Source organism: Paenibacillus tabacirhizosphaerae, from assembly GCF_040812395.1.
GTDB lineage: Bacteria > Bacillota > Bacilli > Paenibacillales > NBRC-103111 > Paenibacillus_E.
This window is the reverse complement of the sequence record NZ_JBFNXH010000011.1, coordinates 1-23,868: the sequence shown is the minus strand read 5'-3', so window position 1 is coordinate 23,868 and position 23,868 is coordinate 1. Positions and strand designations below refer to the sequence as shown.

The following is a 23,868-nucleotide window of genomic DNA, read 5'->3' as shown; positions in this document are numbered from 1 at the left end:
CTTCTATAGCGAGTATCGAAACTATCAATTATTTGAATGCTTATCCTATCATTATAATAAAGAGTAAGTAAGGATTACAAATCCGAGGCAATGGAGGAGTTTGTCATGAATCAGACATCAGTAACCGTAGAAGAATTAAGTATCAATACAATTAGAACGCTTACAATCGACGCTGTCGAGAAAGCAGCCATGGGTCATCCTGGCATGCCGATGGGCGCAGCGCCAATGGCTTATGCGCTTTGGACGCGGCACTTGAAGCATAATCCTGCGAATCCGAAATGGACGGATCGCGACCGGTTCGTCTTGTCGGCAGGCCACGGCTCTATGCTGCTCTACAGCTTGCTTCACTTGAGCGGTTACGATGTAACGCTGGATGACATCAAGGAATTCCGCCAATGGGGCAGCCGCACACCGGGGCATCCGGAGTTTGGCCATACGGCTGGCGTCGAAGCAACAACAGGTCCGCTCGGTCAAGGCGTTGCGATGGCGGTCGGCATGGCAATGGCCGAAGCGCATCAGGCTTCCGTTTACAACCAAGAGGGCTTCCCGCTTGTTGATCATTACACGTATGCTATTTGCGGAGATGGCGATTTGATGGAAGGCGTTTCCAGCGAAGCCGCTTCACTAGCAGGCCACCTGAAGCTTGGCAAGCTTATCGTGCTCTATGATTCCAACGATATCTCGCTGGATGGCGAGCTTAACATGTCCTTTTCCGAAAATACTCGCACACGCATCGAATCTTACGGTTGGCAGTATCTGCGCGTTGAAGAACAAAACAATGTGGATGCGATTTCCGCAGCCATCGAAGCAGGGAGGGCGGATCCGAATCGTCCAACCCTGATCGAGATCAAAACGACAATCGGCTACGGCAGTCCGAACAAAGCCGGCAAAGGCGGACACGGCGGGACGCACGGCAGTCCGCTTGGCAAGGAAGAGCTGCTGCTGACGAAGCAGGCGCTGGGTTGGCCGCTCGAGCCGGACTTCTATGTGCCGGCTGAGGTTATTGAACATTTCGCCAGCTATAAACAGTTGGGCGCTGAGGCTGAGGATAGCTGGGAGCAGCTGTGGAAAAACTACCAAGCAGCTTATCCTGAGCTTGCAAAGCAATTTGAAATCGCCGCTTCCGGAGATCTGCCGGCGGATTGGAATGCCGAGGTGCCTCGCTTTACCCCAGAGGACGGGGCGATCTCTACGCGTACGGCGTCGGGTAAAGTGATCAATGCCTTGGCGAAGCGTGTGCCTAGCTTCGTAGGTGGCTCAGCTGACCTCGCAAGCTCTAATTTCACCATGATTAATGACGCTGACGCTTTCAGCGCAAGCAATTACAGCGGCCGCAATTTCTGGTTCGGCGTTCGCGAATTTGCGATGGGCGCAGCGCTGAACGGCATGCTGTTGCATGGCGGTTTGCGCGCTTTCGGCGGCACGTTTCTCGTGTTCAGCGATTATCTGCGGGGAGCGATTCGCTTATCTGCACTGATGAAGCTGCCTGTTGCGTATGTGTTCACGCATGACAGCATCGCTGTTGGGGAAGACGGCCCGACGCATCAACCGATCGAGCAGATCCCCTCCCTGCGGATGATTCCCGATCTGACGGTCTTCCGCCCGGGAGACGCGAACGAGACGGCGGCGGCTTGGGAATATGTGCTCCAAGCGAAGCAAGGGCCGTTCGTATTCGCGCTGTCGCGTCAGAACCTGCCGGTGCTTCCAGGCACGGACAAGCTAGCGTTCGCGAACATACACTACGGCGCTTACGTCCTGTCAGATGCACCAAGCGGTGCAACGCCTGATGTTCAACTGATTGCAACAGGCTCCGAAGTTGCTTTGGCGCTTGACGTTCAAAAGCAGTTGGCGCAAGATGGAATTGGGGCACGCGTGATTTCGATGCCGAGCCGCGAGCTGTTCGAGCAGCAATCCTTAGAGGTGCAGCAGTCTATTCTTTTGCCTCAAGTGAAGGCTAATGTCGTTATTGAAATGGCTTATCCGGCAGGCTGGGAAGACATTACAGGCGGTGAAGGTTTCGTCGTCGGTATCCGTAAATTCGGAGCATCGGCCAAAGCTGACAAAGTAATTCGCGAATATGGGTTTACAACAGAAGCGATCGTCCAACAAATTAGACAGAAGTATTTCCAATAAGAACCCATTGTGGGAGAAAAGGAAGGGATACGTCATGAAATTGTTTATCGACACAGCTAATGTAGAGGAAATTCGCAAAGCCCACGATCTGGGCGTTGTCGCAGGCGTAACAACGAATCCGTCACTCATTGCCAAAGAAGGAAGAGATTTTTTTGAAACGGTGAAAGAGATCATTTCGATTGTCGGCGATGTGCCGATTAGCGCAGAGGTTATCTCGCTTCGAGCAGATGAAATGGTTGAGCAAGGAAAGAAACTGGCTGAACTCGGCTCCAGCGTAGTCATTAAACTTCCGATGACACTTGATGGACTCAAAGCGACGAATGTATTCAGAGAACTGGGCATTCCTACGAATGTGACTTTGATCTTCACCTCCACGCAAGCACTCCTTGCCGCTCGCGCAGGCGCGACTTACGTTTCGCCGTTCATCGGACGTTTGGATGATATTAACCAGGTGGGCATGAACCTGATCAAAGAAATCAGTCAAATTTTCCAAGTGCATAACATCAAATCCGAAATTATTGCTGCCAGCGTGCGCCATTCCGCACATGTTATTGAAGCTGCGCTTGCAGGCTCGCACATTGCAACGGTTCCTTATAAAGTTATCGAATCCATGTCCAAGCATCCGCTGACGGACGCTGGCATCGAAAGATTTTTGGCTGATTGGGAAGGCGCGAACCAAAGCAAGTTCTAATAGAAACGCAGGCCCGCTGCCCGAAGCGGGTAAGATTGTTGAGAAATTTAGTTCGTTGCGTGCTTCAGCAGATTTTCTCCGATCACTGTTGTCATTTTGTTGTTTGATTGCAATTTTAAATGTTCAGCGGTTACAACAAAATGACAAAGGTGAGCGCTAACGCTTCTCCGAAAACTGCTGAGCACTCCACTCCCTTTTCTCAACAATCAGGCCCGCTGCCCGAAGCGGGTCTTTTTTTGCGCAAAATAAGGCAATTCGTTAAAATAAAGGTTAGTATGCCTTCAAGAATAGAAAGGAGTCATCGTATGATTATCAGCGACGTTCAGAACTATGAGAAAGAGCGCCATCTATGGCCGGATGCGGTGCAACGGGGGATCGACTATATTTTATCGCGTCATTTGGGTGAGGCAGAGCTGGGAAGGTATCCGCTTGAAGGTGACGATGGGGAATTGATGTATGCCAACGTGCAGGAAAGTGTGACTTGCCCGAAAGCGGAGCAAATGCCGGAATCCCACGCGGTGTATACGGATATTCAATTTCTGGTGAGCGGGGCAGAACGGTTATGCTTCTATAAGCTCGAACCGGACGTTATCGTAGTTGACAATAAATTCGAAACCCATGACATAGCCTTCTACAACTTGAATGATACACAGATCGAAACGGACATTATACTGAAACCTGGCATGTTCGCCGTGTGCTTCCCTTCCGATATTCATCGCCCTAACTGTTCTGTTCAAGATCAGACGATCAATAAGAAGATTGTTATCAAAATTCATAAGAATCTGCTAGCGCTATAGCGCCGTCTCCTCTGAACCTTTCGAAGGTCATCTTGTATGATTTCGGAAGGTTTTATTCATTTACGCATTAGGCATATAGCGGGTTTTGAATAGAGAGGTGAAGGCCTCAAGAGCCATTGGTTCAGGTTCTTGAGGCTTTTTTCAGTAGACAATGATGTATAAGTTTTATACTTTGCTTCGCCTCTGCCTTGAAAATCGCGCTCGTCCTTGAAGGACGACGGAGTCGTTTATCCTTATGACTGCTGAGCAATATACGTTTTACGATAGTCAGTCGGGGTCATGTTCTTTAACGCTTTGAAGGTTTTAATAAAATAACTCGGACTTTCAAATCCGACATCGCTGGCGACATCGATAATTTTGATATGCGGATCTTCGAGCATTTTCATCGCTTTCTCGACGCGCAAAAAGTTGAGGTATTCGACAGGCGTTTTTTTCACAATGGATTTGAAAAAGCGGCAAAAATGGCCTTCGCTCATCGGAATAAGGGCTGCCAGCTCCTGAATAAGCATCCGTTCCTTATAATGCTCATGCATGTAGAGGAGAACGGGCTTGATTCTCTCGATTTTCCCCGTATCTGCGTTGCTTCGAGTGGAGTCAGAGGAGTGTTCGCCATATGGAAGCAGCTCGGCGAATATCGCCAGCAAATCTGCTTTCATTCTCAGCTCGAAGCCGCGCGGCTGCTCAGCGTACTGTTTGATCATGTCCCTGAGCAAAAGAAGAACGCGCTCCTCCCAAGAGCTGGAAGGCCGGATGATATCTGGCAAAAGGAGCCGTTTTTCTATCCATGGTTCAATGTATTTGCTTTGTATCGCATCATAGGCGCTGCTGCTGAGCAAATGAGAGTCGAAGACGATCGCATGGAAGTAAGCTGGGAGATCTCCCGTCGGATAGCAGGCGTGCAGCTGCCCGCTTGGAATGAGCAGCGCTTCGCCTTGCAACAGCTCAATGACAGACGAGCCAATGTGGAAGACAGCACTCCCTTCCGTCATGTAAATGAATTCGATTTCCTTGTGCCAGTGGTAAATGAAAAAGACGTCATTGATTTTCTCGACTTTGTACACGCAAAGCGGAAACATGAGGTCGCCGTGAATCCGGCCTTCTTGCAGATCTTCAAGTTCCATCGAGGAGCTCCATTCGCATCAAAATTGTTATATATCAATATCAGTATTCTTGGAGACAATTACCGGGTAAAGCGATTACTATTTTATTAAGGAATACTGAATAGGATCAATATAATTATAATATCAGATTATGAGGAGATGACCCCATTGAAATTTAGCAACGGCCAATGGATGACCCGCAAAGGCTACCAAATTATTAGCCCGGTTGAAGTGCATGACGTAACTGCAACGAATGGCTCACTTACTTTGTTTGGTCCGCCGAAAGCAATCGTCGATCGATCAGGAGAGTTGGACACCCCTTTGATCGAGGTGAAGCTGTCCTCCCCAATTAAGGATGTCATTCGCGTTCAAATCTTTCATCATAAAGGCAAAAGGCAAGTAGGGCCGTTCTTTGCCATCCATACGGATGAAGATCTTGCGGCCTCCGTAGTGGCGAATGAGCTGGAAGCGAGCTTAACCAGCGGCAATTTACGCGCAAGCATTCGCAGAGACCAGCCTTGGAATCTCGTGTTTGCGTATAATGGGCGCAAGCTCACTTCAAGCGGCTTCAGAGGCATGGGCTATGTCATTTCCGAAAATGAGGGTACCTTCGTTAGAGATCAACTGGATCTGGGTGTTGGCGAAAGCGTATATGGACTGGGCGAGCGGTTTACTCCGTTTGTGAAAAACGGCCAAAGCGTAGAGATTTGGAACAGTGACGGCGGGACGAATTCTGAGCAGTCGTATAAAAACATTCCTTTTTATATCACGAATAAAGGATACGGCGTTTTTGTGAATCACCCTGAAAATGTTTCCTTTGAGGTCGCCTCAGAAAAAGTATCCAAGGTGCAGTTCAGCGTAGAGGGAGAATACTTAGAGTATTTTCTCATTGGCGGAGCGAATTTAAAAGAAGTGCTTGGCAACTACACCACATTGACTGGCAAGCCTGCACTGCCGCCAGCTTGGACATTCGGTCTCTGGCTGACGACCTCGTTCACAACCAATTACGACGAATCGACGGTAACGGGCTTCATTGATGGGATGGCAGAGAGAGAACTGCCCCTGCATGTGTTCCATTTCGACTGCTTCTGGATGAGGGAATTCCATTGGTGTGACTTCGAATGGGATACACGAATTTTTCCAGAGCCCGAGCGCATGCTGCAGCGCCTCAAAAGCAAGGGACTAAAGATTTGCGTCTGGATCAACCCTTATATTGCGCAGCGTTCGCCGATGTTTGAGGAAGGGATGCAGGGTGGATATTTATTGCAACGACCGAACGGCGATGTTTGGCAATGGGATATGTGGCAGCCGGGCATGGGGATTGTGGATTTTACAAATCCGGAGGCATGCGAATGGTATGCAGGTAAGCTGAGACGGCTTGTTGATATGGGCGTTGACTCGTTTAAAACGGATTTCGGCGAGCGCATTCCGACAGATGTTGTTTATCATGATGGCTCTGACCCTAACAAGATGCACAATTACTACACGCAGCTATATAACAAAGTCGTCTTCGAGGTACTGGAAGAGAAGCTCGGCAAGGGCGAAGCCGCCTTGTTTGCCCGTTCCGCAACCGCAGGCGGACAGCAGTTCCCCGTACACTGGGGCGGCGATTGCACGGCAACCTATGAATCCATGGCCGAGAGCTTGCGTGGCGGTCTATCGCTTGGTTTGTCCGGCTTCGGCTTCTGGAGCCACGATATCGGCGGCTTCGAAAGTACTTCCAGCGCGGATCTGTATAAGCGCTGGGCTGCGTTCGGCTTGCTCTCCAGCCACAGCCGTCTGCACGGAAGCCGCTCGTACCGCGTTCCCTGGCTGTACGATGAAGAAGCAGTCGACGTGCTGCGTTTCTTCACCAAGCTTAAGAGCAGGCTGATGCCTTATATATTCAGCACCGCAGTTGAAGCTTCCCAGCTTGGGCTACCGCTTATGCGCGCCATGCTGCTGGAGTTCGGAAACGACCCGACCTGCGATAGCTTGGATCGCCAGTATATGATTGGGAATTCGCTGTTGGTGGCTCCAATTTTCGACGAATCGGGTGAAGTATCCTATTATCTGCCTGCCGGCATTTGGACGAATTTCTTAACTAGGGAAAAGGTTGAAGGAGGCAGATGGTTCAAGGAACATCACAGCTACTTGAGCATTCCGCTCTTCGTACGCCCGAACACCCTGCTGGCTGTTGGCAACGTGGACGAGAAGCCGGATTACGACTATACGGCGCATAGTGAGTATCATCTCTTTGAACTGGAAGATGGGCAGGAAGCGGTATCGCGAGTTTATCATCCGGATACAAAAGAAGAGAACACCGTTATCGCCACACGGAGCGGCAATGTGATCCAAGCGGCTAGATCTGGAGCTGGGGCAACCGATGGAAGCCCATGGAGGCTTGTACTTAGAGGCGTATCATCGTCGGCAGCCAGGGTAGAAGGCGGGACGCAGGAAGCGTACGCATTCGGCTTGCGAGTTACCGCTAATACTGCAGGTGGCGTTGTCCGCATAACGCTGTAAGCAAATGTCTGTATGAAGATTGCACCTGGATTTAAATCCTGTGCAATCTTTTTTTCGCCTTGGGGCTCGGTGCCAAGCCCTGCCCCTAACGCCCCTCAGGGTCGTTACGGCTCGAAAAAGAAGCCGCCCCCGCAGCCGGAAGCGGCCGAAAGGCCCCATACGGCCCTTACAGAGGCCGTCCCGGTGCCAAGCCCTGCCCGTAACGCCCCAAAGGGTCGTTACGGCTGGCAAAGAAAGCCGCCCCCGCAGCCGGGCGCGGCCGAAAGGCCCCATACGGCCGTTACAGAGGCCGTCCCGGTGCCAAGCCCTGCCCGTAACGCCCCAAAGGGTCGTTACGGCTCGCAAAAGAAGCCGCCGCCGCCGGAAGCGGCCGAAAGGCCCGATTCGGCCCTTACAGAGGCCGTCCCGGCGGCAAACCCTGCCCGTAACGCCCCAAAGGGTCGTACGGCTCGCAAAAGAAGCCGCCGCCGCAGCCGGGGGGCGCGGCCGAAAGGCCCCATTCGGCCGTTACAGAGGCCGCCCTGGCGCCAAACCCTGCCCGTAACGCCCCTTAGGGTCGTTACGGCTCGCAAAGAAGGCCGCCGCCGCAGCCGGGCGCGGCCGAAAGGCTCCTTCGGCCCTTACAGCGGCCGAATAGGGCCAAGCCCTGCCCGTAACGCCCCAAAGGGTCGTTACGGCTCGCAAAAGAAGCCGCCCCCGCAGCCGGGCGGGGCCGAAAGGCCCTTTTCGGCCCCTACAGAGGCCGCCCCGGCGCCAAGCCCTGCCCGTAACGCCCCAAAGGGTCGTTACGGCTCGCAAAAGAAGCCGCCCCCGCAGCCGGGCGGGGCCGAAAGGCCCTTTTCGGCCCCTACAGAGGCCGCCCCGGCGCCAAGCCCTGCCCGTAACGCCCCAAAGGGTCGTTACGGCTCGCAAAAGAAGCCGCCCCCGCAGCCGGGCGCGGCCGAAAGGCCCCATACGGCCGTTACAGAGGCCGTACCTGCGCCAAGCCCTGCGGGTAACGCCCCAAAGGGTCGTTACGGCTGGCAAAGAAAGCCGCCCCCGCAGCCGGACGCGGCCCAAAGGCCCCATACGGCCGTTACAGAGGCCGTACCTGCGCCAAGCCCTGCCCGTAACGCCCCAAAGGGTCATTACGGCTGGCAAAGAAAGCCGCCGCCGCAGCCGGGCGCGTTCGAAGGCCCTATTGACAAGATGAACAGGAATATCATCTTGTCAATAGGGCCTTCGGTTAAGTTGGGCTGCTCTTTTTTTTATACGATATCAGCTTCACTCATGCTAATTTATACAATATCGCCCATTATTCAGAAATTTCCTTGCGGAGTCTGCCGTCAAGAACAAAAGGCCCGAGGGGGAGAAAGGCAGCGATAAAAGCAATAAATAGACGTGTAAAGGACCAACGGTGCTTGACCATGACGAGCGCGAGCGCCAAAAGGTATAAGACGAACAAGAATCCGTGTAACGAGCCGAAAATTTGTACAGCCTGCGGTAGGTTCATAGCATATTTAAGCGGCATGGCAATGCATAACAACAGAAGAAACGAAGCACCTTCAGCTAAACCAACATAATGCAGAAATTTCAATGAACGCTTGCCCATGATACAACAACTCCTTATCAATTCATATCCATTCATGTCTGTAGGAAATTACAACCAGTATAGTATGGAATTATGAACGCTGTATGAACAATAGGTTTCAATTAAATCGACTCCCTCTATTGGACACTCTCTTTATTTTTTAGTACGATATTCATAGAGAGTTAGATGATCTTACAGTTTTTATGAGGTAGGGGGAGTTCCGATGCTTCGTCTTGGTGAAAAAATAATCGTGATTGCCGATAGCTTGGAGCAGAATCTGCCCATCGGCCAATATGGATATATTATTGCTTATGATCGGAATGCGGATAATATCTTTGATTATGTCGTTCGTATTCCCAAGGACAATAAGCACTACTACGTAACCGCTGAGGATATCGAGCTGGAAGAAGTTCTTCTCAGGCAGGAAGCGGATCAGATTGAGAAAGAAGCGCTCATTGATTACGCGCTCGCAACGAAGAATGAGGATATGTTCAAGAGAATCATGAACGGGGACGCCTTAGAAGAAGTTCAGACAGAAATAAATAAAGAAGTGCAAACCAGCGAAGATTTCATTCGACAAGTCGGCCTTAAGGCCTGGATATGAACGCGAATGCGGCGGCTCAATATGAGCTGTCGCATTTTTTTATTGATAAAAAAAGGAAACAATGCTATATTAATTTCGAACATAAAACTATATTAGTATTTTAGTTCTGGAGCGTGCAAACATGGACCCGAAAAAAATAATCATTATGGATTCCGCCAAAAAATCATTTTCCCTGTTTGGGTACAAAGGCACAACGATGGATCAAATCGCGAAAATCGCAGGCGTCGGGAAAGCGACGATTTATACGTATTTTGCCAATAAAGAAATCCTGCTTCATGACATCGTGCAGTCGCTCGTTAACGAAATGAAGTCGAAGGCAGAGCAAGCGATTCTAGAGGGCAAGACGGCTTTTGAGAAAATCCATGGGGCTATTTATAGTATTCTGGTTTTCCGCAAAGAGCATGAGCTTTTGATTCTTTTAGCTCACGAAGTTCAGCAGCATGGCAACCAGGTGATCCAGGAAATCTTGTCGGGCATTGAAGCGGAAATCATTGATTTTATTACTAAGCGGATTGAAATTGCGATACATAACGGCAGTATGAAGGCCTGTGACCCGAAAATAACAGCATTCATTATGTTTAAGCTCTATGTCGCGCTCGTTTTTGATTGGGAGAAGAAAAATGCCCCATTGTCTAACGAAAAAATATCGGAATTGCTCAAGTTCTATCTGATGAACAGTCTAGAGATCTCCTAAACAACTAATTTATCATTTGGACTCTTTAATAATTGGAGGAGTAGTTATGCGTTTTATACGACCCTTAGTTTATGTTGTGATGGCAGCGGTCATCGGCACAAGTACGTTTCTTTTATCGTCCAAACAGGCTATCAGTCAAACTGATCCAGCTAATCGACTGCATCCGTCGGCTTATATAGAAACGAATGAAGTTAGCGCGAGCTTTAAGGTAGGCGGACGAGTGACGGAAATTCTTGCAAAAGAAGGAGACACCGTGAAAAAGGGGCAGGTGCTGGCGCATTTGCAAAGCACGGAGATTGAAGCGAAGGTCGAACAAGCGAAAGCAGCCGTAGCGCTTGCGCAAGGTAAAATTGCCGAAGCTCAGGGAGCCTCAGCGACTGCGGAAGCCAAGAAACAGCAGGGAATTGCCGGTGTCGAGGTGACGGCCGATACGGCAGATCAGCAAATCGCGCAGGCGCAAGCTGCAGTGAGTGCAGCACAAGCGAAAGTGGATGGGCTGCATAACGGAGCGCGTCCTGAAGAGAAGAAGCAAGCAGAGATTCAACTGGATGCGGCCAAAGAAGTTTACACCATCGCCGAGCAAAATTTAAATCGAATGAATGCGATGTTGACGCAAGGTCTAGTGTCGCAAGCGGACGTGGATAAAGTAAAAGTGAGTTATCAAGAAGCGAAGACAAAGCGCGATCTCGCTGAGCAGCAGTACAATATCGCAAACATCGGTCCGCGTGAGGAAGAGATACGTGGAGCCGAGGCGCTTTTAGAGCAGGCTAAAGCTTCTTTGAAACTGGCGGAAGCGAATCGTGAAACCGTAAAGGTCAGGCAAGGCGATGTAGCCGCCGCCGCTGCCGCTGTGCAGCAAGCTCAAGGGGCGGTTAAGTCCGCGCAATCCGGCGAGCAGCAAGCGAAGGCAGCACAGATGGAGGCAGAAACTTATTTGAGTTATACCGAGCTGTTAGCTCCGAGTGACGGCGTCATTCTCTCCCAATCGGCACAAGCCGGTGAGCTGGTAGGATCTGGATTCCCGGTATTCACAATGAATGCCATCGATAAGTTTTGGGCGAAGTTTTATTTGCCTGAGACAGCAATCGGCGGCTTAAAGGCGGGAGATAAAATTAGTCTGCAGCTTGTCTCCTCAGGTGAAAAAGTGGAAGGTGTCATAGCTACAATAGCAGCTGCTCCTGATTTTGCAATTAAAAAAGCGACACAAACATCAGGAGAGACGGACATCCGTTCATTTGGCATCAAGGTTGATTTGAACAGCTTGCCAGACAACGCAGCGACGGGAATGACTTTAATATGGAATGGCAAAACGGAAGGATGAGGCAGGAGATGGATCTTCGGATTGGCAAATTAATAACAGAAGAATGGATGCACATTCTGAAGGATCGACGTCTATTCCTTATCTTGTTTTTCGTTCCCGTTATGTACACGTTTCTTTTCGGATCCATTTATGTGCATCACAAAGTGACCGAAATGGCGACTGTCGTCATGGATGCAGATCAAAGTCCGCTTAGCCGTCAAATTATACAAGCCTTTGAAGAAAGTGAATCGTTTCAAATCACGAAAGAATATCATTCCGAGGAGGAGGTCAAGCAAGCGCTATCGAGCGGCGAAGCCAAGGTAGGGCTTGTTATCCCCTCTAATTTCGAAGCGAAGCTGAAGCATGGCGAAACACTGCCGCTGCTCACGCTAATTGATGGAAGCAACATGATGATTTCCAACTCCGCGACCAAAGGCGCCAATGAAGTTATCACGACATTCAGCATGGGCTTCTCGCAGAAGAAGCTTCAAATGCAGCAGGGTCTTCAGAGCGAGCAGATCATGAACACGTTGTCGCCAATTCCGTTTCGTTATCGCGTGATGTACAATCCAGCCTTTAATTACAGCGATTTTATGCTTTACGGTTTGACGGGCGCCATTTTGCAGCAGGTGTTATTCCTGGGCATTGCTCTAACGATCACACGGGACAAAGATAACGGTACCTGGCAGCGGTTTGCAGCTTGGAAGCGGGAACCTTGGCGGATTGCCTATGTGAAAACAGCGCCATATTTTATCATCAACATGTTCAACACCGTCATTGCCCTGGTTATTGCGTTTCTCGTTTTTGGCACGCCGTTCAACGGAAGCTTGCTCCTGGGCTTAGGCTTGACGCTATGCTTCACCTTTGCGGTTAGCGGCATCGGCTATTTCATCAGCCTTTTTTCCGGCAATCAACTTGGCGCTACCCAAACGGCGATGCTCATCGCGGTGCCATCTTTCATGCTTTCCGGATTTACCTGGCCTTTCGAGGCGATGCCCAAGGCGCTTCAAATATTCGGTCACATGCTTCCGCTTACCTATTTTTTGGACGGGATGCGAAACATTTTTGTCAAAGGGAACGAGCTATCTGCCATTTGGCATGACGGCATCGCTTTGGTTTTAACAGGTGCGATTACCTATTTCCTTGCGATGCTGTTCACCCGGTTTGTTGTGTTTTCCAAGCATAAAGTGAAGGACACAGTGATCGACAGCCAGCCAACGCTTCCTTCCGGCACCAATATGACCATGTAACGATAAGAGAAAGGATGCGATACTTGTGAAAAAATCACTGATCAGCCTTACAGCAGCCCTGTTGCTCTTTTCAAGCTCGCAAGCAGCTGTTTTTGCCGATAGCATCGTCTACGATGACGACGAAGATATTACCCAGAACCTCTACGTGAGTACGGAGGTCCTGGATACGGTTTCTTTCATTGACTTGAACTATGTGCTGGACAAAGCACTGAAGGATTCGCATAACTTGAACCTACTGACCTTAAAATATGCAGCTCAAGCCGGCAAGCAAGGCGATCTCGAGGATCAAAAGGAACGCTTGGTCGGAACCGCGGTTCCAGCCCCGCAATACTTGCCAACGACCCCTGGCCAAGTCGTTATACCTGGGGTAGATCCTCTGGATCCGATGACGGCAATCTCGAATACAGCGATTAATAAATTGATGGATTCCATGGGCGCTTTGGCAGGGGGGATGAATACCATAATTCTTACCCAACGCGAGCAGGCGAGAATGGCGATTCATCAGCTGGATACGGATAAAAAAAATACGCTGCTGCAGACGGACGAAGCGAAAGCCGGAATTCGTTTGCAGACAATTGCACAGTATGTTCAGTTGCTGGGCCAGAAAAAACAGCTTGATTTTATGAAAGAATACGAATCTGTTATGGAAAAAGATCTTTTGAAAGCGACGCTTTTTCAACAGCAAGGTCTTGCTTCCGCCGATGATGTTCAGACGGTCCAGAAAGCGATTAGCAAACAAAAAGATGATATCGCATCACTGACCAACAATTACCGCTTAGGGATTGTGCAGCTTTCCGCAGACATTGGCATTTCTTATGATCCCAACTTAATTATTAGGGACATTGAACCCATTGTTGTAGAACCAATCGTAGAAAAGGACACAAAGACCTTATTAGAAAGTTCGTATCAAATGAAGACGACCGCTAACAACATAGATGAATCGGTTTGGCAGTCTGGCAATACAGTGACCAATAGTACATACGGTAGTGAGTATTTAGGCGCGAATATTGCGATCGCAGGGCAAAAGAACCAGCAAACCCAGCTCGAGCTTACGAAAAAGATTCAGGCTGCGTATAACGATGCCAAAAATGCGTATCAATCGGTTCTGACCGAACAGCGCAACTTGAATGACATCAATGCGGATTTGAAGAACGTTCAATTCCGATACAACGTGGGTGTGATTTCGAAGCATGACCTCACTAAATTCATGCTTAAGGTGCATCAAAATGAAACGACGCTGGCTGCAGCGAAGCTGAAATACTACACGTTAAAAGAAAAGGTGAAAGCAATGGATACCGGGTTTATCCAATAGTCCATGCAAAAGCCGCGAACCCGATCTACGGACAGTGCAGTTGGTCTAGATCGGTTTGCGGTTTTTTTGCATGAACAAGAAACGTTCACCATAAGCTTGCTTCACTTTTGGGTGAAAGTTGGGATATAATGAAAAGAATGACCAGACGTTGATAAAAGGGGTGTAGAAACGTGAGCATTACAAAAACGGATGTCGAGCATGTTGCAAAGTTGGCTAGACTCGATCTCACTGACAAGGAGAAAGAGCAGTTTACCGAGCAATTGAATGCGATTTTAAAATATGCCGAGCAATTGAATGAACTTAACACGGATGGTGTTGAACCGACCAGTCACGCGATGCCGCTTGTGAACGTCATGCGTGAAGACGCCACGAAGCCGTCGCTGCCTATCGAGAAAGTTATGTTGAATGCGCCGGACGAAGAAGATGGTCAATTCAAAGTGCCAGCTGTACTTGAATAGAAATACATATATGAAAGGGAGTGCCTGTCGTTGTCTTTGTTTGATCTAAACCTACAAGAAATCCACGCGAAGCTTCAAGGCAAAGAACTCAAGGTTGCCGATCTCGTGGATCAATCCTATACACGAATTGGGGAAGTCGAGTCGAAGGTTCGCGCTTTCCTTACACTCGATGAAGAAAATGCCAGAGCGACAGCCCATCAATTGGACGAGTTGTTAGCAAGTGACAGCAATCGCGGCAACTTGTTCGGCTTGCCGATTGGGATCAAAGATAATATGGTTACCGAAGGCTTGACGACAACTTGCGCGAGCAAGTTCTTGGCTAACTATAATCCAATCTACGACGGTACAGTCGTAAGCAAGCTGAAAGAAGCACAAACCGTAACCATCGGCAAGCTGAATATGGACGAGTTCGCCATGGGTGGTTCCAATGAGAACTCCGCGTACCATCCGTCCCACAATCCGTGGAACACAGCTTACGTGCCTGGCGGATCCAGCGGCGGCTCGGCAGCGGCAGTTGCTGCCGGCGAAGTGTACTTCGCGCTGGGCTCCGACACCGGCGGCTCGATTCGCCAGCCGGCCGCCTACTGCGGTATCGTCGGCCTGAAGCCGACGTACGGGCTCGTGTCCCGCTATGGTCTCGTCGCTTTCGCATCATCGCTCGACCAGATCGGGCCGCTGACGAAAAACGTTGAAGACGCTGCGTATCTGCTTCAAGCCATTGCAGGCTATGATCCGAAGGATTCCACTTCGGCTAACGTGGATATCCCCGATTACCTCAGCGCTTTGACCGGAGATGTCAAAGGGCTTCGCATCGGGGTACCGAAAGAATATGTGGGCAAGGGGATCGACCCTGCCGTGAAAGAGAAAGTGCTCGAAGCGCTGAAAGTGCTTGAAGGCTTGGGCGCTACGTGGGAAGAAGTAACACTGCCTCATTCTGAGTATGCAGTGGCTACGTACTACCTGCTCGCTTCTTCGGAAGCTTCTTCGAACTTGGCGCGCTTTGACGGCATTCGTTACGGCGTTCGTTCCGACAACGCTCGCAACCTGCTCGATGTGTATCACATGTCGCGAAGCGAAGGCTTTGGCCCGGAGGTCAAACGCCGCATCATGCTTGGCACCTACGCCCTAAGTTCAGGCTATTACGATGCGTATTATTTGAAAGCGCAGAAGGTCCGTACATTGATTAAGCAAGATTTCGATCAAGTGTTTGAGAAATACGATATTATCATCGGGCCGACGGCGCCTACGCCTGCTTTCAAGATTGGTGAGCAGAACGAAGACCCGTTAACGATGTATTTGAACGATATCATGACCATTCCTGTCAGCTTGGCTGGCATACCGGCGATTAGCGTGCCTTGCGGTTTCGTGAACGGACTTCCGGTCGGACTGCAAGTAATCGGCAAAGCGCTCGATGAAGCTAAGCTGCTGCGCGTCGCCCATGCATTTGAACAACATACAGATCACCACAAACAACGCCCGCAATTGTAGAGGAAGCTTAAAAAGTCCACTTTGATAACGAAGAGAAACGGGAAGTATCTCGACATCGAATCTTGGACGAATCTGGGAAGTCCGGTACTCTCGTAGAAAACCTCTACGCTCCGTTCCTCCTTCTCCAGAGTTCCTCCAACCTTCTCGGTTCTGAAAGCGGACTTTTTAAACTCTCAATGGGGATGTTTTATACGAAGGAGGCTGTTATTTTGACGGCAACGGATACCCAATTTGAAACGGTTGTCGGTTTGGAAGTTCACGTAGAGCTTCATACCGCTTCCAAAATATTTTGCAGCTGTGCGACTTCTTTCGGAGACCCTCCGAATACGAATACATGTCCGGTGTGCCTTGGGCATCCGGGCGTCTTGCCCGTACTGAACCGTCAAGCTGTGGAATACGCGATGAAAGCAGCTATGGCACTCAACTGCACCATCGCGACCCATAGTAAGTTTGATCGCAAAAATTACTTCTATCCGGATTCACCGGATGCGTACCAAACTTCGCAATATGATCATCCGATCGGCCAGAATGGATGGATCGATATCGAAGTGAACGGCGTGATTAAGCGTATCGGCGTAAACCGTGTTCATCTCGAGGAAGATGCAGGCAAATTAACACACGTTGATGGCGGCTACGCCTCGCTCGTCGACTTGAATCGCGCGGGAACGCCGCTGATCGAAATCGTATCCGAGCCGGAGCTAAGCTCGCCTGAAGAAGCGCGGGTTTACCTCGAGAAGATTAAAGCAATTATGCTCTATTGCAACGTTTCCGACGTGAAAATGGAGGAGGGCTCACTGCGCTGTGACGCGAACATCTCCTTGCGTCCTGTCGGGCAGGAGAAGCTCGGCATTAGAGCCGAACTGAAGAACATGAACTCCTTCCGCGGCGTCCAAAGAGGACTTGAGTACGAGGAATACCGTCAAGCGGACATCCTCCGCAGCGGCGGCGAAGTCGTGCAGGAAACGCGCCGCTGGGATGATACGCAAGGTAAAACCTTGGCGATGCGCGGCAAGGAGCAGGCACACGACTATCGCTATTTCCCGGACCCGGACCTCGTCAGCCTTTACATTGACGATGCTTGGAAAGCCAGCGTCCGTGCAACAATTCCCGAGCTGCCGGATGCGCGCAAAGCGAGATATGCCAGCGATTATGGCCTGCCGGGCTATGACGCTGAGGTTATCACCGCTTCTGTGAAGCTGGCTGACTTCTTCGAAGAGAGCCTGCAGTATACACAAGACGCTAAAGCGGTCTCGAACTGGATCATGGGCGATCTGCTTGGCTACTTGAATGCGAATAACCTTGAGCTTCAAGACGTGAAGATCACAGGCAGAGGCTTAGGCGAAATGATCGGACTGATCGAGAAAGGCACGATCTCCACGAAAATCGCCAAAACCGTATTCAAGGAAATGATCGAATCCGGCAAAGATCCTCAGAAGATTGTTGAAGAGCAGGGACTTGTACAAATCAGCGACGAAGGCGCCATCAAGGCGATTGTGGAGCAGGTTGTTTCGAATAGCCCTCAATCCGTTGCCGATTTCAAGGCTGGGAAAGAAAAGGCCGTAGGCTTCTTGGTTGGACAAGTCATGAAAGAAACCAAAGGCAAAGCGAATCCAGGACTCGTAAACAAATTAATTGTGGAGTGCCTGAACAGCAAATGATAATGTATAAAGTGGTGATCCTTATTTAAAGGACACCACTTTTTCTCTTATGAAGGAGGATTCTATCTGTCGATCCAGCCGATTTCTCTTCATACCAATGAAGAAATCTTACTATTGCTCTCCTTGCAAATTGCATCGTACCGCGTTGAGGCGGAGCGGATTGGATTTGACGATATTCCGCCGTTGAAGGAAGGGATCGCCTCCATCCGCGAAGCGGATGAGATCTTTTACGGCTATTACACTGCAGACGATGACGGATCAACGATGCTCGTTGGGGCAATTTCCTACTCTTGTGAAGGAAGCGTTGTAACGATCTGCCGAATGATGGTGCATCCGGATTATTTTAGGCGCGGTATAGCTCGTGCGCTTCTCAAGCATGTGCTGACCGTTCAGCAGCGCAGCGGCGCTTCGCGATTCATTGTTTCTACCGGAACGGCCAATCTCCCTGCTGTGCGGCTGTATGAAGACTTCGGCTTTGTCCAGCGCAGAGTTTTCACAGTGCCGCCGGGCGTCTCCCTAACTACATTTGAGAGGCCGGCGCTGCTTTAACTGAATACAACATCTGGCGATGTCGGAGTTACGATTGAAAGAAACAGTGAAAATTTGAAGGGGACTATTGGGCGTCGTCGTCTAATTAAGCGTATCGATAGAAAGGGGGGAAGTCAGCATGGATAATTTGACGGATGAGCAGTTAATTGAACGTGTCCGTCAAGGCCACTCCGATGCCTACCGTGTGCTGGTAGAACGGCATAAGAGCTACATTTATACGCTCGTTTACCGAATGGTAGAGCACAAGGAGACTGCTGAGGACTTAACCCAGGAAGTTTTTGTTAAGCTGTTCCGCTCTCTTTCCAACTTTCGTGGGGAAGCGAAGTTTACAACTTGGCTTTATCGCATGACGACGAACCTAGTAACCGACTATCGGCGTTCTCAGAAGCGAAGGCCTTATGATGCTTTGTTGGATAAAATGAAAGGTTGGCTAAGCGACACAAGAGAGCAGCCGGAGGAGAAGTTGTTGCTGAAGGATGATCAGGAGCGGATGCAAGCTCTGTTGTCAGAGCTGCCCGATAAGTACCGACTGATTATGTACTTGTTTCATTATAAGCAGCTCACGTATCAGGAAATGTCGGTAGTTACAGGACTGCCTGTCAAAACCCTTGAAACAAGGCTTTACCGGGGCAAAGCGATGCTCAAGGAAAAATGGTTGGAGGTGAACCCGCATGAGGCTGAATCGGCAGGACGACGAACGGCTCACGCAATCCCTAAATAAGCTTTTGGATGAAATGCCGCTCATCGAACCTACTCTTTCATTTACAGACCGTGTAATGCGGAGCATTCAAGAGCCGGAAATTGGCTCTGTCATCAAGCCTAAGAAACCTCGATGGAGGAATGATATGGTGAATGGGCTTGTAGCGGCAGCAGCAACAGTACTCTTGATACAATCAGGCATTGTAAGCAAAATACTAACCATTGATACGGAGATAACTCACCTAACGGCATACCTTCAGCAGATTTCACAATTGTTGCAATCCTGAAATATACAGACAGATCGGAGGCCAATTATCATGAACGTTCCCAACGACAACAATCGTATGCATGAGTTTCCACACCATGAAGATTTGTTGCAAGACCCTTTCTTGCGGCAGCCTTCTTCCAATTATACGAACATGCCATACCCGCCTTATTATCAAGTCCCGAAGAAGCGTAAATGGATCGCTGGTGTATTTTCACTCCTCATCCCAGGTACGGGCCACTTTTACTTAGGGTTGATGCAGCGAGGTTTGTTTATCATGGCGATTCTCATTCTCGACATTTTTACGATAACCACGATTGTTTCCCATAATGATCAACCATCTAATGTGCCGATGGTCACGCTTTTCGCTTTAATCATTCCGGTTATTTATTTCTATAATGTTTTTGATGCTTTGCAGGCCACGGATAATGTTAATCGCCGGAACGAGCTGGGAGAATTCGCGACAGGTCAGGATCCCTTGCAAAAGCTTTTCCGCGGCAGTAATCTGGGTGTCATGCTTATTACGCTAGGTGTTTTGTTTTTCTTGTTAAGCTCCAAGCCTGACTGGTTTACAGGGCTCTTTAGTTTTATGGGTTCTTACATGGGTTCGGTCGTTCTTATCGTTGCGGGACTGGCCATGTTTTTATGGGATACGCGCAAAAATAAATCGGAATAATGCCCCAACTGTGCAACCATCATTGACAAAAGTCGAGTATCGCACGTACAATATAATGTAAAGCTTTAACGACTAACATCAGGTGGTGAGTATCATGACAGTACATTTAGAACAGGCTTTAGCCAAGTTAAAAACAACAGGCGTTCGGATGACCCCGCAGCGGCATGCCATTCTATCCTTTTTGCTGGATTCCATGACTCATCCGACCGCAGATGACATCTACAAATCATTAGAATCGAAATTTCCTAACATGAGTGTTGCGACTGTATACAACAATCTCAAAGTTTTTATTGAAGCTGGGCTTGTTCGCGAGCTCACTTATGGAGATAGCTCAAGCCGTTTTGATGCGGATATGACCGACCACTATCATGCGTTATGTGAAGTGTGCGGCAAAATCACGGATTTCGAATACCCGCCTCTTCACGACGTAGAGGAAACCGCTGCGCATCAGACAGGTTTTCAGGTACGCGGTCATCGATTAGAAGTTTATGGCGTTTGCTCGGATTGCACAGGGATTACCAAGCACTAGCTAGAGCAGAATTCCTCTTTTTCTGCTTCTATGTTGTATAATGAAACGTGTTCGAACCTTCATGAAGAAGGTAGAACACGTTTTTATTTTTGTTTGTAAATTATTAAAAGGAAGTGAAGATTTGCATCCAACGCAGCAGCCTCACCGCAGAAACTCAGCAATGAGATGGATAGTTTTAAGCCTTATTATCGTACTATGTATAGCATCAGGCGTGGGCGTCTTCCTATGGAAGCAATTTGCTCCGAACAAAATGCACGTGGAAACCGACTTCCACGACCTCAAAAAACCGGTTTTTTATCATGGAACCTTTTTTCAAACTAGCGCCATTGGAGAGAAAGAAGGGCTTAAGCTTCCCCTTGAACTCATTCAAGAATGGATGGATCCCTCGATTATATATGAAAAAGCAAGCGATTCCGTCATCATCACTACCAAAGATAAAGTACTGCGGTTCAAGACGGCTCAGCTGTCAGCGCTTATGAACGAGAAGCCTGTCACGTTATCGTTTCCGGTCGAAAAGAAGGACAACACGATTTATGTGCCGATAGAACCTCTTCGGGAATTGTATCCTTTTGAAATCAGGGAATCGGATCAAACAGGTGCTATTATTTTACTTAAGCAAGGGGATCAGTTGAAATGGGGCAAACAATCGAATGCGGATGGATCGCAGCTACGAACAGAAGCATCAATTAAAGCGCCAATCCTTGCTACGCTTGCACCAAATGAACCAGTGATGATTTTGGAAGAAGCGGAGGGGTGGTACAAAATCCAGCAGGAAAGCGGCCCTATTGGATACGTTCGCAAAGCGGATATCAATGAAGAACACCAAGAGAGCATACCGGTAAAGGAACAGACTTCATCTTTTATGCCATGGAAGCCTCCCGGCGGCAAGCTTAACATGACATGGGAACATGTCATTACGAAGAATCCGGATACGGCCAAAATAGGTGATATGCCAGGTCTAAACGTGATAAGCCCAACTTGGTTTTCTTTATCTGATGGGGAGGGGCGTGTTAAGAATTCGGCAGACGCCACCTATGTCAAATGGGCACAAAGCAGAGACTATCAAGTATGGGCGCTGTTTAGCAACGGTTTTGAGCCCGATCGCACTTCGCAGGCACTTTCTACCTATGATCGAAGAATGACGACGATTAAGCAGCTTCTGGGCTTTGCACAGACCTATAAATTGCAAGGCTTCAATATTGATTTTGAAAATGTTTATCTGAAGGATAAGGATAATCTTGTTCAATTTGTACGCGAACTGACGCCTTTTCTGCATGAACAGGGACTCTCGGTTTCCATTGATGTAACGCCGAAATCTACGAACGAAATGTGGTCAATGTTTTACGATAGACCGGCCCTTGCCGAAGTTGTCGACTATATGATGGTCATGGCCTATGACGAATATTGGGCGACAAGCCCTAAATCGGGTTCCGTTTCTTCGCTGGCATGGACAGAGAAATCTATTTCTACGCTGCTTAATGCGGAAAAGGTTCCACCTAATAAGCTTGTCCTGGGAGTTCCGTTTTATACACGCTTGTGGACGGAAGAGACTAAGAGCGGGAAGACGCAAGTAACCTCCAAGACGCTAACCATGGAAGCTGCTCAGAAGATCATTAATGACAAAAAACTGACACCTGTCTTTTCTCCTGAAACTGGCCAGAACTATGTGGAATACAAAGAGGGGACTAAGCTTCAACGCATTTGGCTGGAAGATGATACATCGGTGAAATCGCGAATCGAACTCGTGAAGAAATATGGTTTGGCGGGAGTAGCTTCTTGGCGAAGAGGCTTTGAACAGCCTGCTATGTGGAAAGTCATCCAGGATTCGCTTGAGAGCAAATAATTTCTAAATAGAAAAGCCGACCCTCTCGAGGATCGGCTTTTTCTTTGGCTGCATCAATGGGATTTGTGCTCCTGCCCCTTGTCTAAATCTATTTGAAGGGCTTGACCCGCGGAGTTTTCGGCTTCTGCGGCTGGTTGATATTGAGGATCTATAGTCAAAATCGTTTTACAGAACATGCATCGATCGGTCTTGCCCAGCATTTTTGTTCTTCTTCCACATTCAGGGCAATCAATCACCGTAGCGGAAGTCGAGAGCATACCTGCCCAGAAGTATATCCCCATACTGACTAATACGCTGATCATACCTATAATCATAAAAATAATGGCGATGATCCTTCCGGCTTTGCCCCAATCAAAAACAATACCGGCAAGACCTATGATCATAAGCAGCATCCCGCCCATTGTCATGGCAAGTCCCCATAAACGGAATTCATTCACTTTACTCGATCTCAAACGCACTTTTTTTGTTCCTCCCCTTATGTCTAAAAAATTGGTTTTTGTGTGATTTTTCACAGAAATCAGCAGGAAACTCCGTCTTCGATGTAGAACTATCTAAATAAACAATTCGAGACAGGAGATTCTGATACCCATGGGAATCGATAGAGAGCAGCTTTTGCTTAAGTTCCGAAATGACCAAAGAGTTATCAGTATTATGGTAGTAGATAACCCTAAGCAGCTTCCCGTGCTGACAGACGGATTCGATACATTGCTGCTAATCATTACGAACGACCAGAGCCTGAACAATCATACGTCTAATTATATAAGAGACGATTCTAGGATACAAGAAAGATGGGCGGACCCCTCCTCTCTTGAAGAATGGATTCGACACGGAGTAAATCGAAATATCATTCATTGGCTGCTGAAAGGGGAGATACTTCTGGATCAGAACACGTACTTGGAAGGACTTCGCCACAGAATGCTTGAATTTCCGATTGATTTACGTGAACATAAGCTTCTTATTGAATTTTCTCATTTTCTACGCAAATATTTGCAGAGCAAGGAGTACATCCTGGATGAACACTTGCTTGATGCCTATAACAACATTCTAGAGGCCTTGCATCACTGGGCGCGTATTGTCATTATTGAAGACGGATACCATCCCGAAATCACCGTATGGAGGCAAATTCGTGCCATCAATCCCGGGGTTTATAAGCTTTATGAAGAACTGACAACGAGTAAAGAAACGTTAAAACAAAGAGTTCAGTTGGTTTTGCTTGCCTGTGAATTCTCCGTCATGTCCAAAATGGAACGCTGCTGTGAAGCACTCATTCACATATTAGCTGAAAGTGATCATCCGATGAGCGCTGATGAGCTTCAACAACATTCACAGTTGCTAGAGGTAAAAGTAGAACTTCCACTTTTGTTGAATAAGCTGGTTAAAAAAGGATTAATTAAAGAAATAGCAGTGCCAGTGGATGAAGAATTAACCGAATTAGAGCTCCAGTATACAGCCGTTTAATGCTGCTTCTCTTGAAGAATTGGAGTTTACTCCTATTCTTTTTTTATTGCTTGACTTTGTTAAGGAATCTATGATAAATTAACTTTCGCCGCCAAAAACGGTTTGCCTTCGAAACAGACAATGTGAGACAAGCAAAAAATAAAAACGAAAAAAAAGCTTGCATTGAATGAGTTGAATGTGATATATTATAAAAGTCGCCGCTAAACGGTCGGTGAACAAAAACGAAAGAAATTGTTCTTTGAAAACTGAACAACGAGTGAAGAAGCACGAACGAGCAATCGTTCAAAAA

22 protein-coding genes are annotated in these 23,868 nt (G+C 48.5%); 19 read left to right on the top strand and 3 right to left on the bottom strand.

Annotated features, from left to right (window positions below):
• Nucleotides 1-105 precede the first annotated feature (105 nt).
• The 3 genes from tkt (at nucleotide 106) to ABRS97_RS18655 (ending at nucleotide 3,621) form a co-directional block, all read left to right on the top strand.
• A complete protein-coding gene (gene tkt, locus ABRS97_RS18665; protein ID WP_367816651.1) occupies nucleotides 106-2,133 on the top strand; it encodes a transketolase in 2,028 nt (675 codons plus the stop codon).
• Nucleotides 2,134-2,167: 34 nt separating this feature from the next.
• Nucleotides 2,168-2,824: a fructose-6-phosphate aldolase gene (gene fsa / locus ABRS97_RS18660; RefSeq protein ID WP_367816653.1), complete on the top strand. Its 657-nt coding sequence runs from the start codon at nucleotides 2,168-2,170 to the stop codon at nucleotides 2,822-2,824.
• Between the two features lie 305 nt (nucleotides 2,825-3,129).
• A complete protein-coding gene (locus tag ABRS97_RS18655; protein ID WP_367816655.1) occupies nucleotides 3,130-3,621 on the top strand; it encodes a NanQ anomerase/TabA/YiaL family protein in 492 nt (163 codons plus the stop codon).
• A 233-nt stretch (nucleotides 3,622-3,854) separates the two neighbouring features.
• Here the strand turns inward: ABRS97_RS18655 and ABRS97_RS18650 are convergent, their stop codons facing one another.
• The gene (locus ABRS97_RS18650; protein WP_367816657.1) at nucleotides 3,855-4,742 is read right to left on the bottom strand and encodes a helix-turn-helix transcriptional regulator; all 888 of its coding nucleotides are present in this window, start codon (nucleotides 4,740-4,742) and stop codon (nucleotides 3,855-3,857) included.
• A 147-nt stretch (nucleotides 4,743-4,889) separates the two neighbouring features.
• On the opposite strand from ABRS97_RS18650, the gene yicI reads away from it, so the two are divergent.
• Nucleotides 4,890-7,226 carry an alpha-xylosidase gene (gene yicI, locus ABRS97_RS18645; protein WP_367816659.1) on the top strand — a complete coding sequence of 779 codons (2,337 nt, stop codon included), beginning with the start codon at nucleotides 4,890-4,892 and terminating at the stop codon, nucleotides 7,224-7,226.
• 1,294 nt (nucleotides 7,227-8,520) lie between these two features.
• Here the strand turns inward: yicI and ABRS97_RS18640 are convergent.
• On the bottom strand, nucleotides 8,521-8,817 hold the full coding sequence (locus ABRS97_RS18640; RefSeq protein ID WP_367816661.1) for a DUF3817 domain-containing protein: 297 nt from the start codon (nucleotides 8,815-8,817) through the stop codon (nucleotides 8,521-8,523).
• 202 nt (nucleotides 8,818-9,019) lie between these two features.
• Here ABRS97_RS18640 and ABRS97_RS18635 point away from each other — a divergent pair, with 202 nt between their 5' ends.
• From ABRS97_RS18635 to ABRS97_RS18570, 14 genes are all read left to right on the top strand, one after another.
• A complete protein-coding gene (locus ABRS97_RS18635) occupies nucleotides 9,020-9,400 on the top strand; it encodes an ATPase (protein ID WP_367816663.1) in 381 nt (126 codons plus the stop codon).
• Nucleotides 9,401-9,521: 121 nt separating this feature from the next.
• Complete coding sequence (locus ABRS97_RS18630) at nucleotides 9,522-10,094, top strand: TetR/AcrR family transcriptional regulator (RefSeq protein ID WP_367816665.1); 573 nt, start codon at nucleotides 9,522-9,524, stop codon at nucleotides 10,092-10,094.
• 46 nt (nucleotides 10,095-10,140) lie between these two features.
• Nucleotides 10,141-11,415 (top strand): HlyD family secretion protein, encoded by a 1,275-nt coding sequence (locus ABRS97_RS18625; protein WP_367816667.1) that lies wholly within the window; start codon nucleotides 10,141-10,143, stop codon nucleotides 11,413-11,415.
• Nucleotides 11,416-11,423: 8 nt separating this feature from the next.
• Nucleotides 11,424-12,644, top strand: coding sequence for an ABC transporter permease (locus ABRS97_RS18620; protein WP_367816669.1), 1,221 nt, complete (start codon nucleotides 11,424-11,426; stop codon nucleotides 12,642-12,644).
• A gap of 25 nt (nucleotides 12,645-12,669) precedes the next feature.
• The gene (locus ABRS97_RS18615; RefSeq protein ID WP_367816671.1) at nucleotides 12,670-13,956 is read left to right on the top strand and encodes a TolC family protein; all 1,287 of its coding nucleotides are present in this window, start codon (nucleotides 12,670-12,672) and stop codon (nucleotides 13,954-13,956) included.
• A gap of 170 nt (nucleotides 13,957-14,126) precedes the next feature.
• Nucleotides 14,127-14,414, top strand: a complete 288-nt coding sequence (gatC, locus tag ABRS97_RS18610) for an Asp-tRNA(Asn)/Glu-tRNA(Gln) amidotransferase subunit GatC (RefSeq protein WP_367816673.1) — start codon at nucleotides 14,127-14,129, stop codon at nucleotides 14,412-14,414.
• A gap of 30 nt (nucleotides 14,415-14,444) precedes the next feature.
• Nucleotides 14,445-15,902: an Asp-tRNA(Asn)/Glu-tRNA(Gln) amidotransferase subunit GatA gene (gene gatA / locus ABRS97_RS18605; RefSeq protein WP_367816675.1), complete on the top strand. Its 1,458-nt coding sequence runs from the start codon at nucleotides 14,445-14,447 to the stop codon at nucleotides 15,900-15,902.
• Between the two features lie 182 nt (nucleotides 15,903-16,084).
• Nucleotides 16,085-17,560, top strand: coding sequence for an Asp-tRNA(Asn)/Glu-tRNA(Gln) amidotransferase subunit GatB (gatB, locus tag ABRS97_RS18600; RefSeq protein WP_367816677.1), 1,476 nt, complete (start codon nucleotides 16,085-16,087; stop codon nucleotides 17,558-17,560).
• 114 nt (nucleotides 17,561-17,674) lie between these two features.
• The gene (locus tag ABRS97_RS18595) at nucleotides 17,675-18,109 is read left to right on the top strand and encodes a GNAT family N-acetyltransferase (protein ID WP_367816679.1); all 435 of its coding nucleotides are present in this window, start codon (nucleotides 17,675-17,677) and stop codon (nucleotides 18,107-18,109) included.
• Nucleotides 18,110-18,227: 118 nt separating this feature from the next.
• Complete coding sequence (locus ABRS97_RS18590) at nucleotides 18,228-18,830, top strand: RNA polymerase sigma factor (protein WP_367816681.1); 603 nt, start codon at nucleotides 18,228-18,230, stop codon at nucleotides 18,828-18,830.
• On the top strand, nucleotides 18,781-19,095 hold the full coding sequence (locus ABRS97_RS18585) for a hypothetical protein (RefSeq protein ID WP_367816683.1): 315 nt from the start codon (nucleotides 18,781-18,783) through the stop codon (nucleotides 19,093-19,095). The genes ABRS97_RS18590 and ABRS97_RS18585 overlap by 50 nt, the downstream gene beginning before the upstream one ends.
• 30 nt (nucleotides 19,096-19,125) lie before the next feature.
• On the top strand, nucleotides 19,126-19,749 hold the full coding sequence (locus ABRS97_RS18580; protein ID WP_367816686.1) for a hypothetical protein: 624 nt from the start codon (nucleotides 19,126-19,128) through the stop codon (nucleotides 19,747-19,749).
• Nucleotides 19,750-19,843: 94 nt separating this feature from the next.
• Nucleotides 19,844-20,278: a peroxide-responsive transcriptional repressor PerR gene (gene perR / locus ABRS97_RS18575; protein WP_367816688.1), complete on the top strand. Its 435-nt coding sequence runs from the start codon at nucleotides 19,844-19,846 to the stop codon at nucleotides 20,276-20,278.
• Nucleotides 20,279-20,438: 160 nt separating this feature from the next.
• Nucleotides 20,439-22,121, top strand: a complete 1,683-nt coding sequence (locus ABRS97_RS18570) for a glycosyl hydrolase family 18 protein (protein WP_367816689.1) — start codon at nucleotides 20,439-20,441, stop codon at nucleotides 22,119-22,121.
• Between the two features lie 53 nt (nucleotides 22,122-22,174).
• On the opposite strand, the gene ABRS97_RS18565 is transcribed toward ABRS97_RS18570, so the two are convergent.
• Nucleotides 22,175-22,579, bottom strand: coding sequence for a DUF2614 family zinc ribbon-containing protein (locus tag ABRS97_RS18565; protein WP_367816691.1), 405 nt, complete (start codon nucleotides 22,577-22,579; stop codon nucleotides 22,175-22,177).
• Nucleotides 22,580-22,709: 130 nt separating this feature from the next.
• Here ABRS97_RS18565 and ABRS97_RS18560 point away from each other — a divergent pair, with 130 nt between their 5' ends.
• The gene (locus tag ABRS97_RS18560) at nucleotides 22,710-23,579 is read left to right on the top strand and encodes a nucleotidyltransferase-like protein (RefSeq protein ID WP_367816693.1); all 870 of its coding nucleotides are present in this window, start codon (nucleotides 22,710-22,712) and stop codon (nucleotides 23,577-23,579) included.
• Nucleotides 23,580-23,868: the final 289 nt, after the last annotated feature.

Bases quoted from the DNA above. Each gene is read 5' to 3' on its own strand.
- tkt (WP_367816651.1), top strand. From the start codon at position 106: ATGAATCAGACATCAGTAACCGTAGAAGAATTAAGTATCAATACAATT.
- fsa (WP_367816653.1), top strand. From the start codon at position 2,168: ATGAAATTGTTTATCGACACAGCTAATGTAGAGGAAATTCGCAAAGCC.
- ABRS97_RS18655 (WP_367816655.1), top strand. From the start codon at position 3,130: ATGATTATCAGCGACGTTCAGAACTATGAGAAAGAGCGCCATCTATGG.
- ABRS97_RS18650 (WP_367816657.1), bottom strand. From the start codon at position 4,742: ATGGAACTTGAAGATCTGCAAGAAGGCCGGATTCACGGCGACCTCATG.
- ABRS97_RS18640 (WP_367816661.1), bottom strand. From the start codon at position 8,817: ATGGGCAAGCGTTCATTGAAATTTCTGCATTATGTTGGTTTAGCTGAA.
- ABRS97_RS18635 (WP_367816663.1), top strand. From the start codon at position 9,020: ATGCTTCGTCTTGGTGAAAAAATAATCGTGATTGCCGATAGCTTGGAG.
- ABRS97_RS18630 (WP_367816665.1), top strand. From the start codon at position 9,522: ATGGACCCGAAAAAAATAATCATTATGGATTCCGCCAAAAAATCATTT.
- ABRS97_RS18625 (WP_367816667.1), top strand. From the start codon at position 10,141: ATGCGTTTTATACGACCCTTAGTTTATGTTGTGATGGCAGCGGTCATC.
- ABRS97_RS18620 (WP_367816669.1), top strand. From the start codon at position 11,424: ATGGATCTTCGGATTGGCAAATTAATAACAGAAGAATGGATGCACATT.
- gatB (WP_367816677.1), top strand. From the start codon at position 16,085: ATGTTTTATACGAAGGAGGCTGTTATTTTGACGGCAACGGATACCCAA.
- ABRS97_RS18590 (WP_367816681.1), top strand. From the start codon at position 18,228: ATGGATAATTTGACGGATGAGCAGTTAATTGAACGTGTCCGTCAAGGC.
- ABRS97_RS18585 (WP_367816683.1), top strand. From the start codon at position 18,781: ATGAGGCTGAATCGGCAGGACGACGAACGGCTCACGCAATCCCTAAAT.
- ABRS97_RS18580 (WP_367816686.1), top strand. From the start codon at position 19,126: ATGAACGTTCCCAACGACAACAATCGTATGCATGAGTTTCCACACCAT.
- perR (WP_367816688.1), top strand. From the start codon at position 19,844: ATGACAGTACATTTAGAACAGGCTTTAGCCAAGTTAAAAACAACAGGC.
- ABRS97_RS18570 (WP_367816689.1), top strand. From the start codon at position 20,439: ATGAGATGGATAGTTTTAAGCCTTATTATCGTACTATGTATAGCATCA.
- ABRS97_RS18560 (WP_367816693.1), top strand. From the start codon at position 22,710: ATGGGAATCGATAGAGAGCAGCTTTTGCTTAAGTTCCGAAATGACCAA.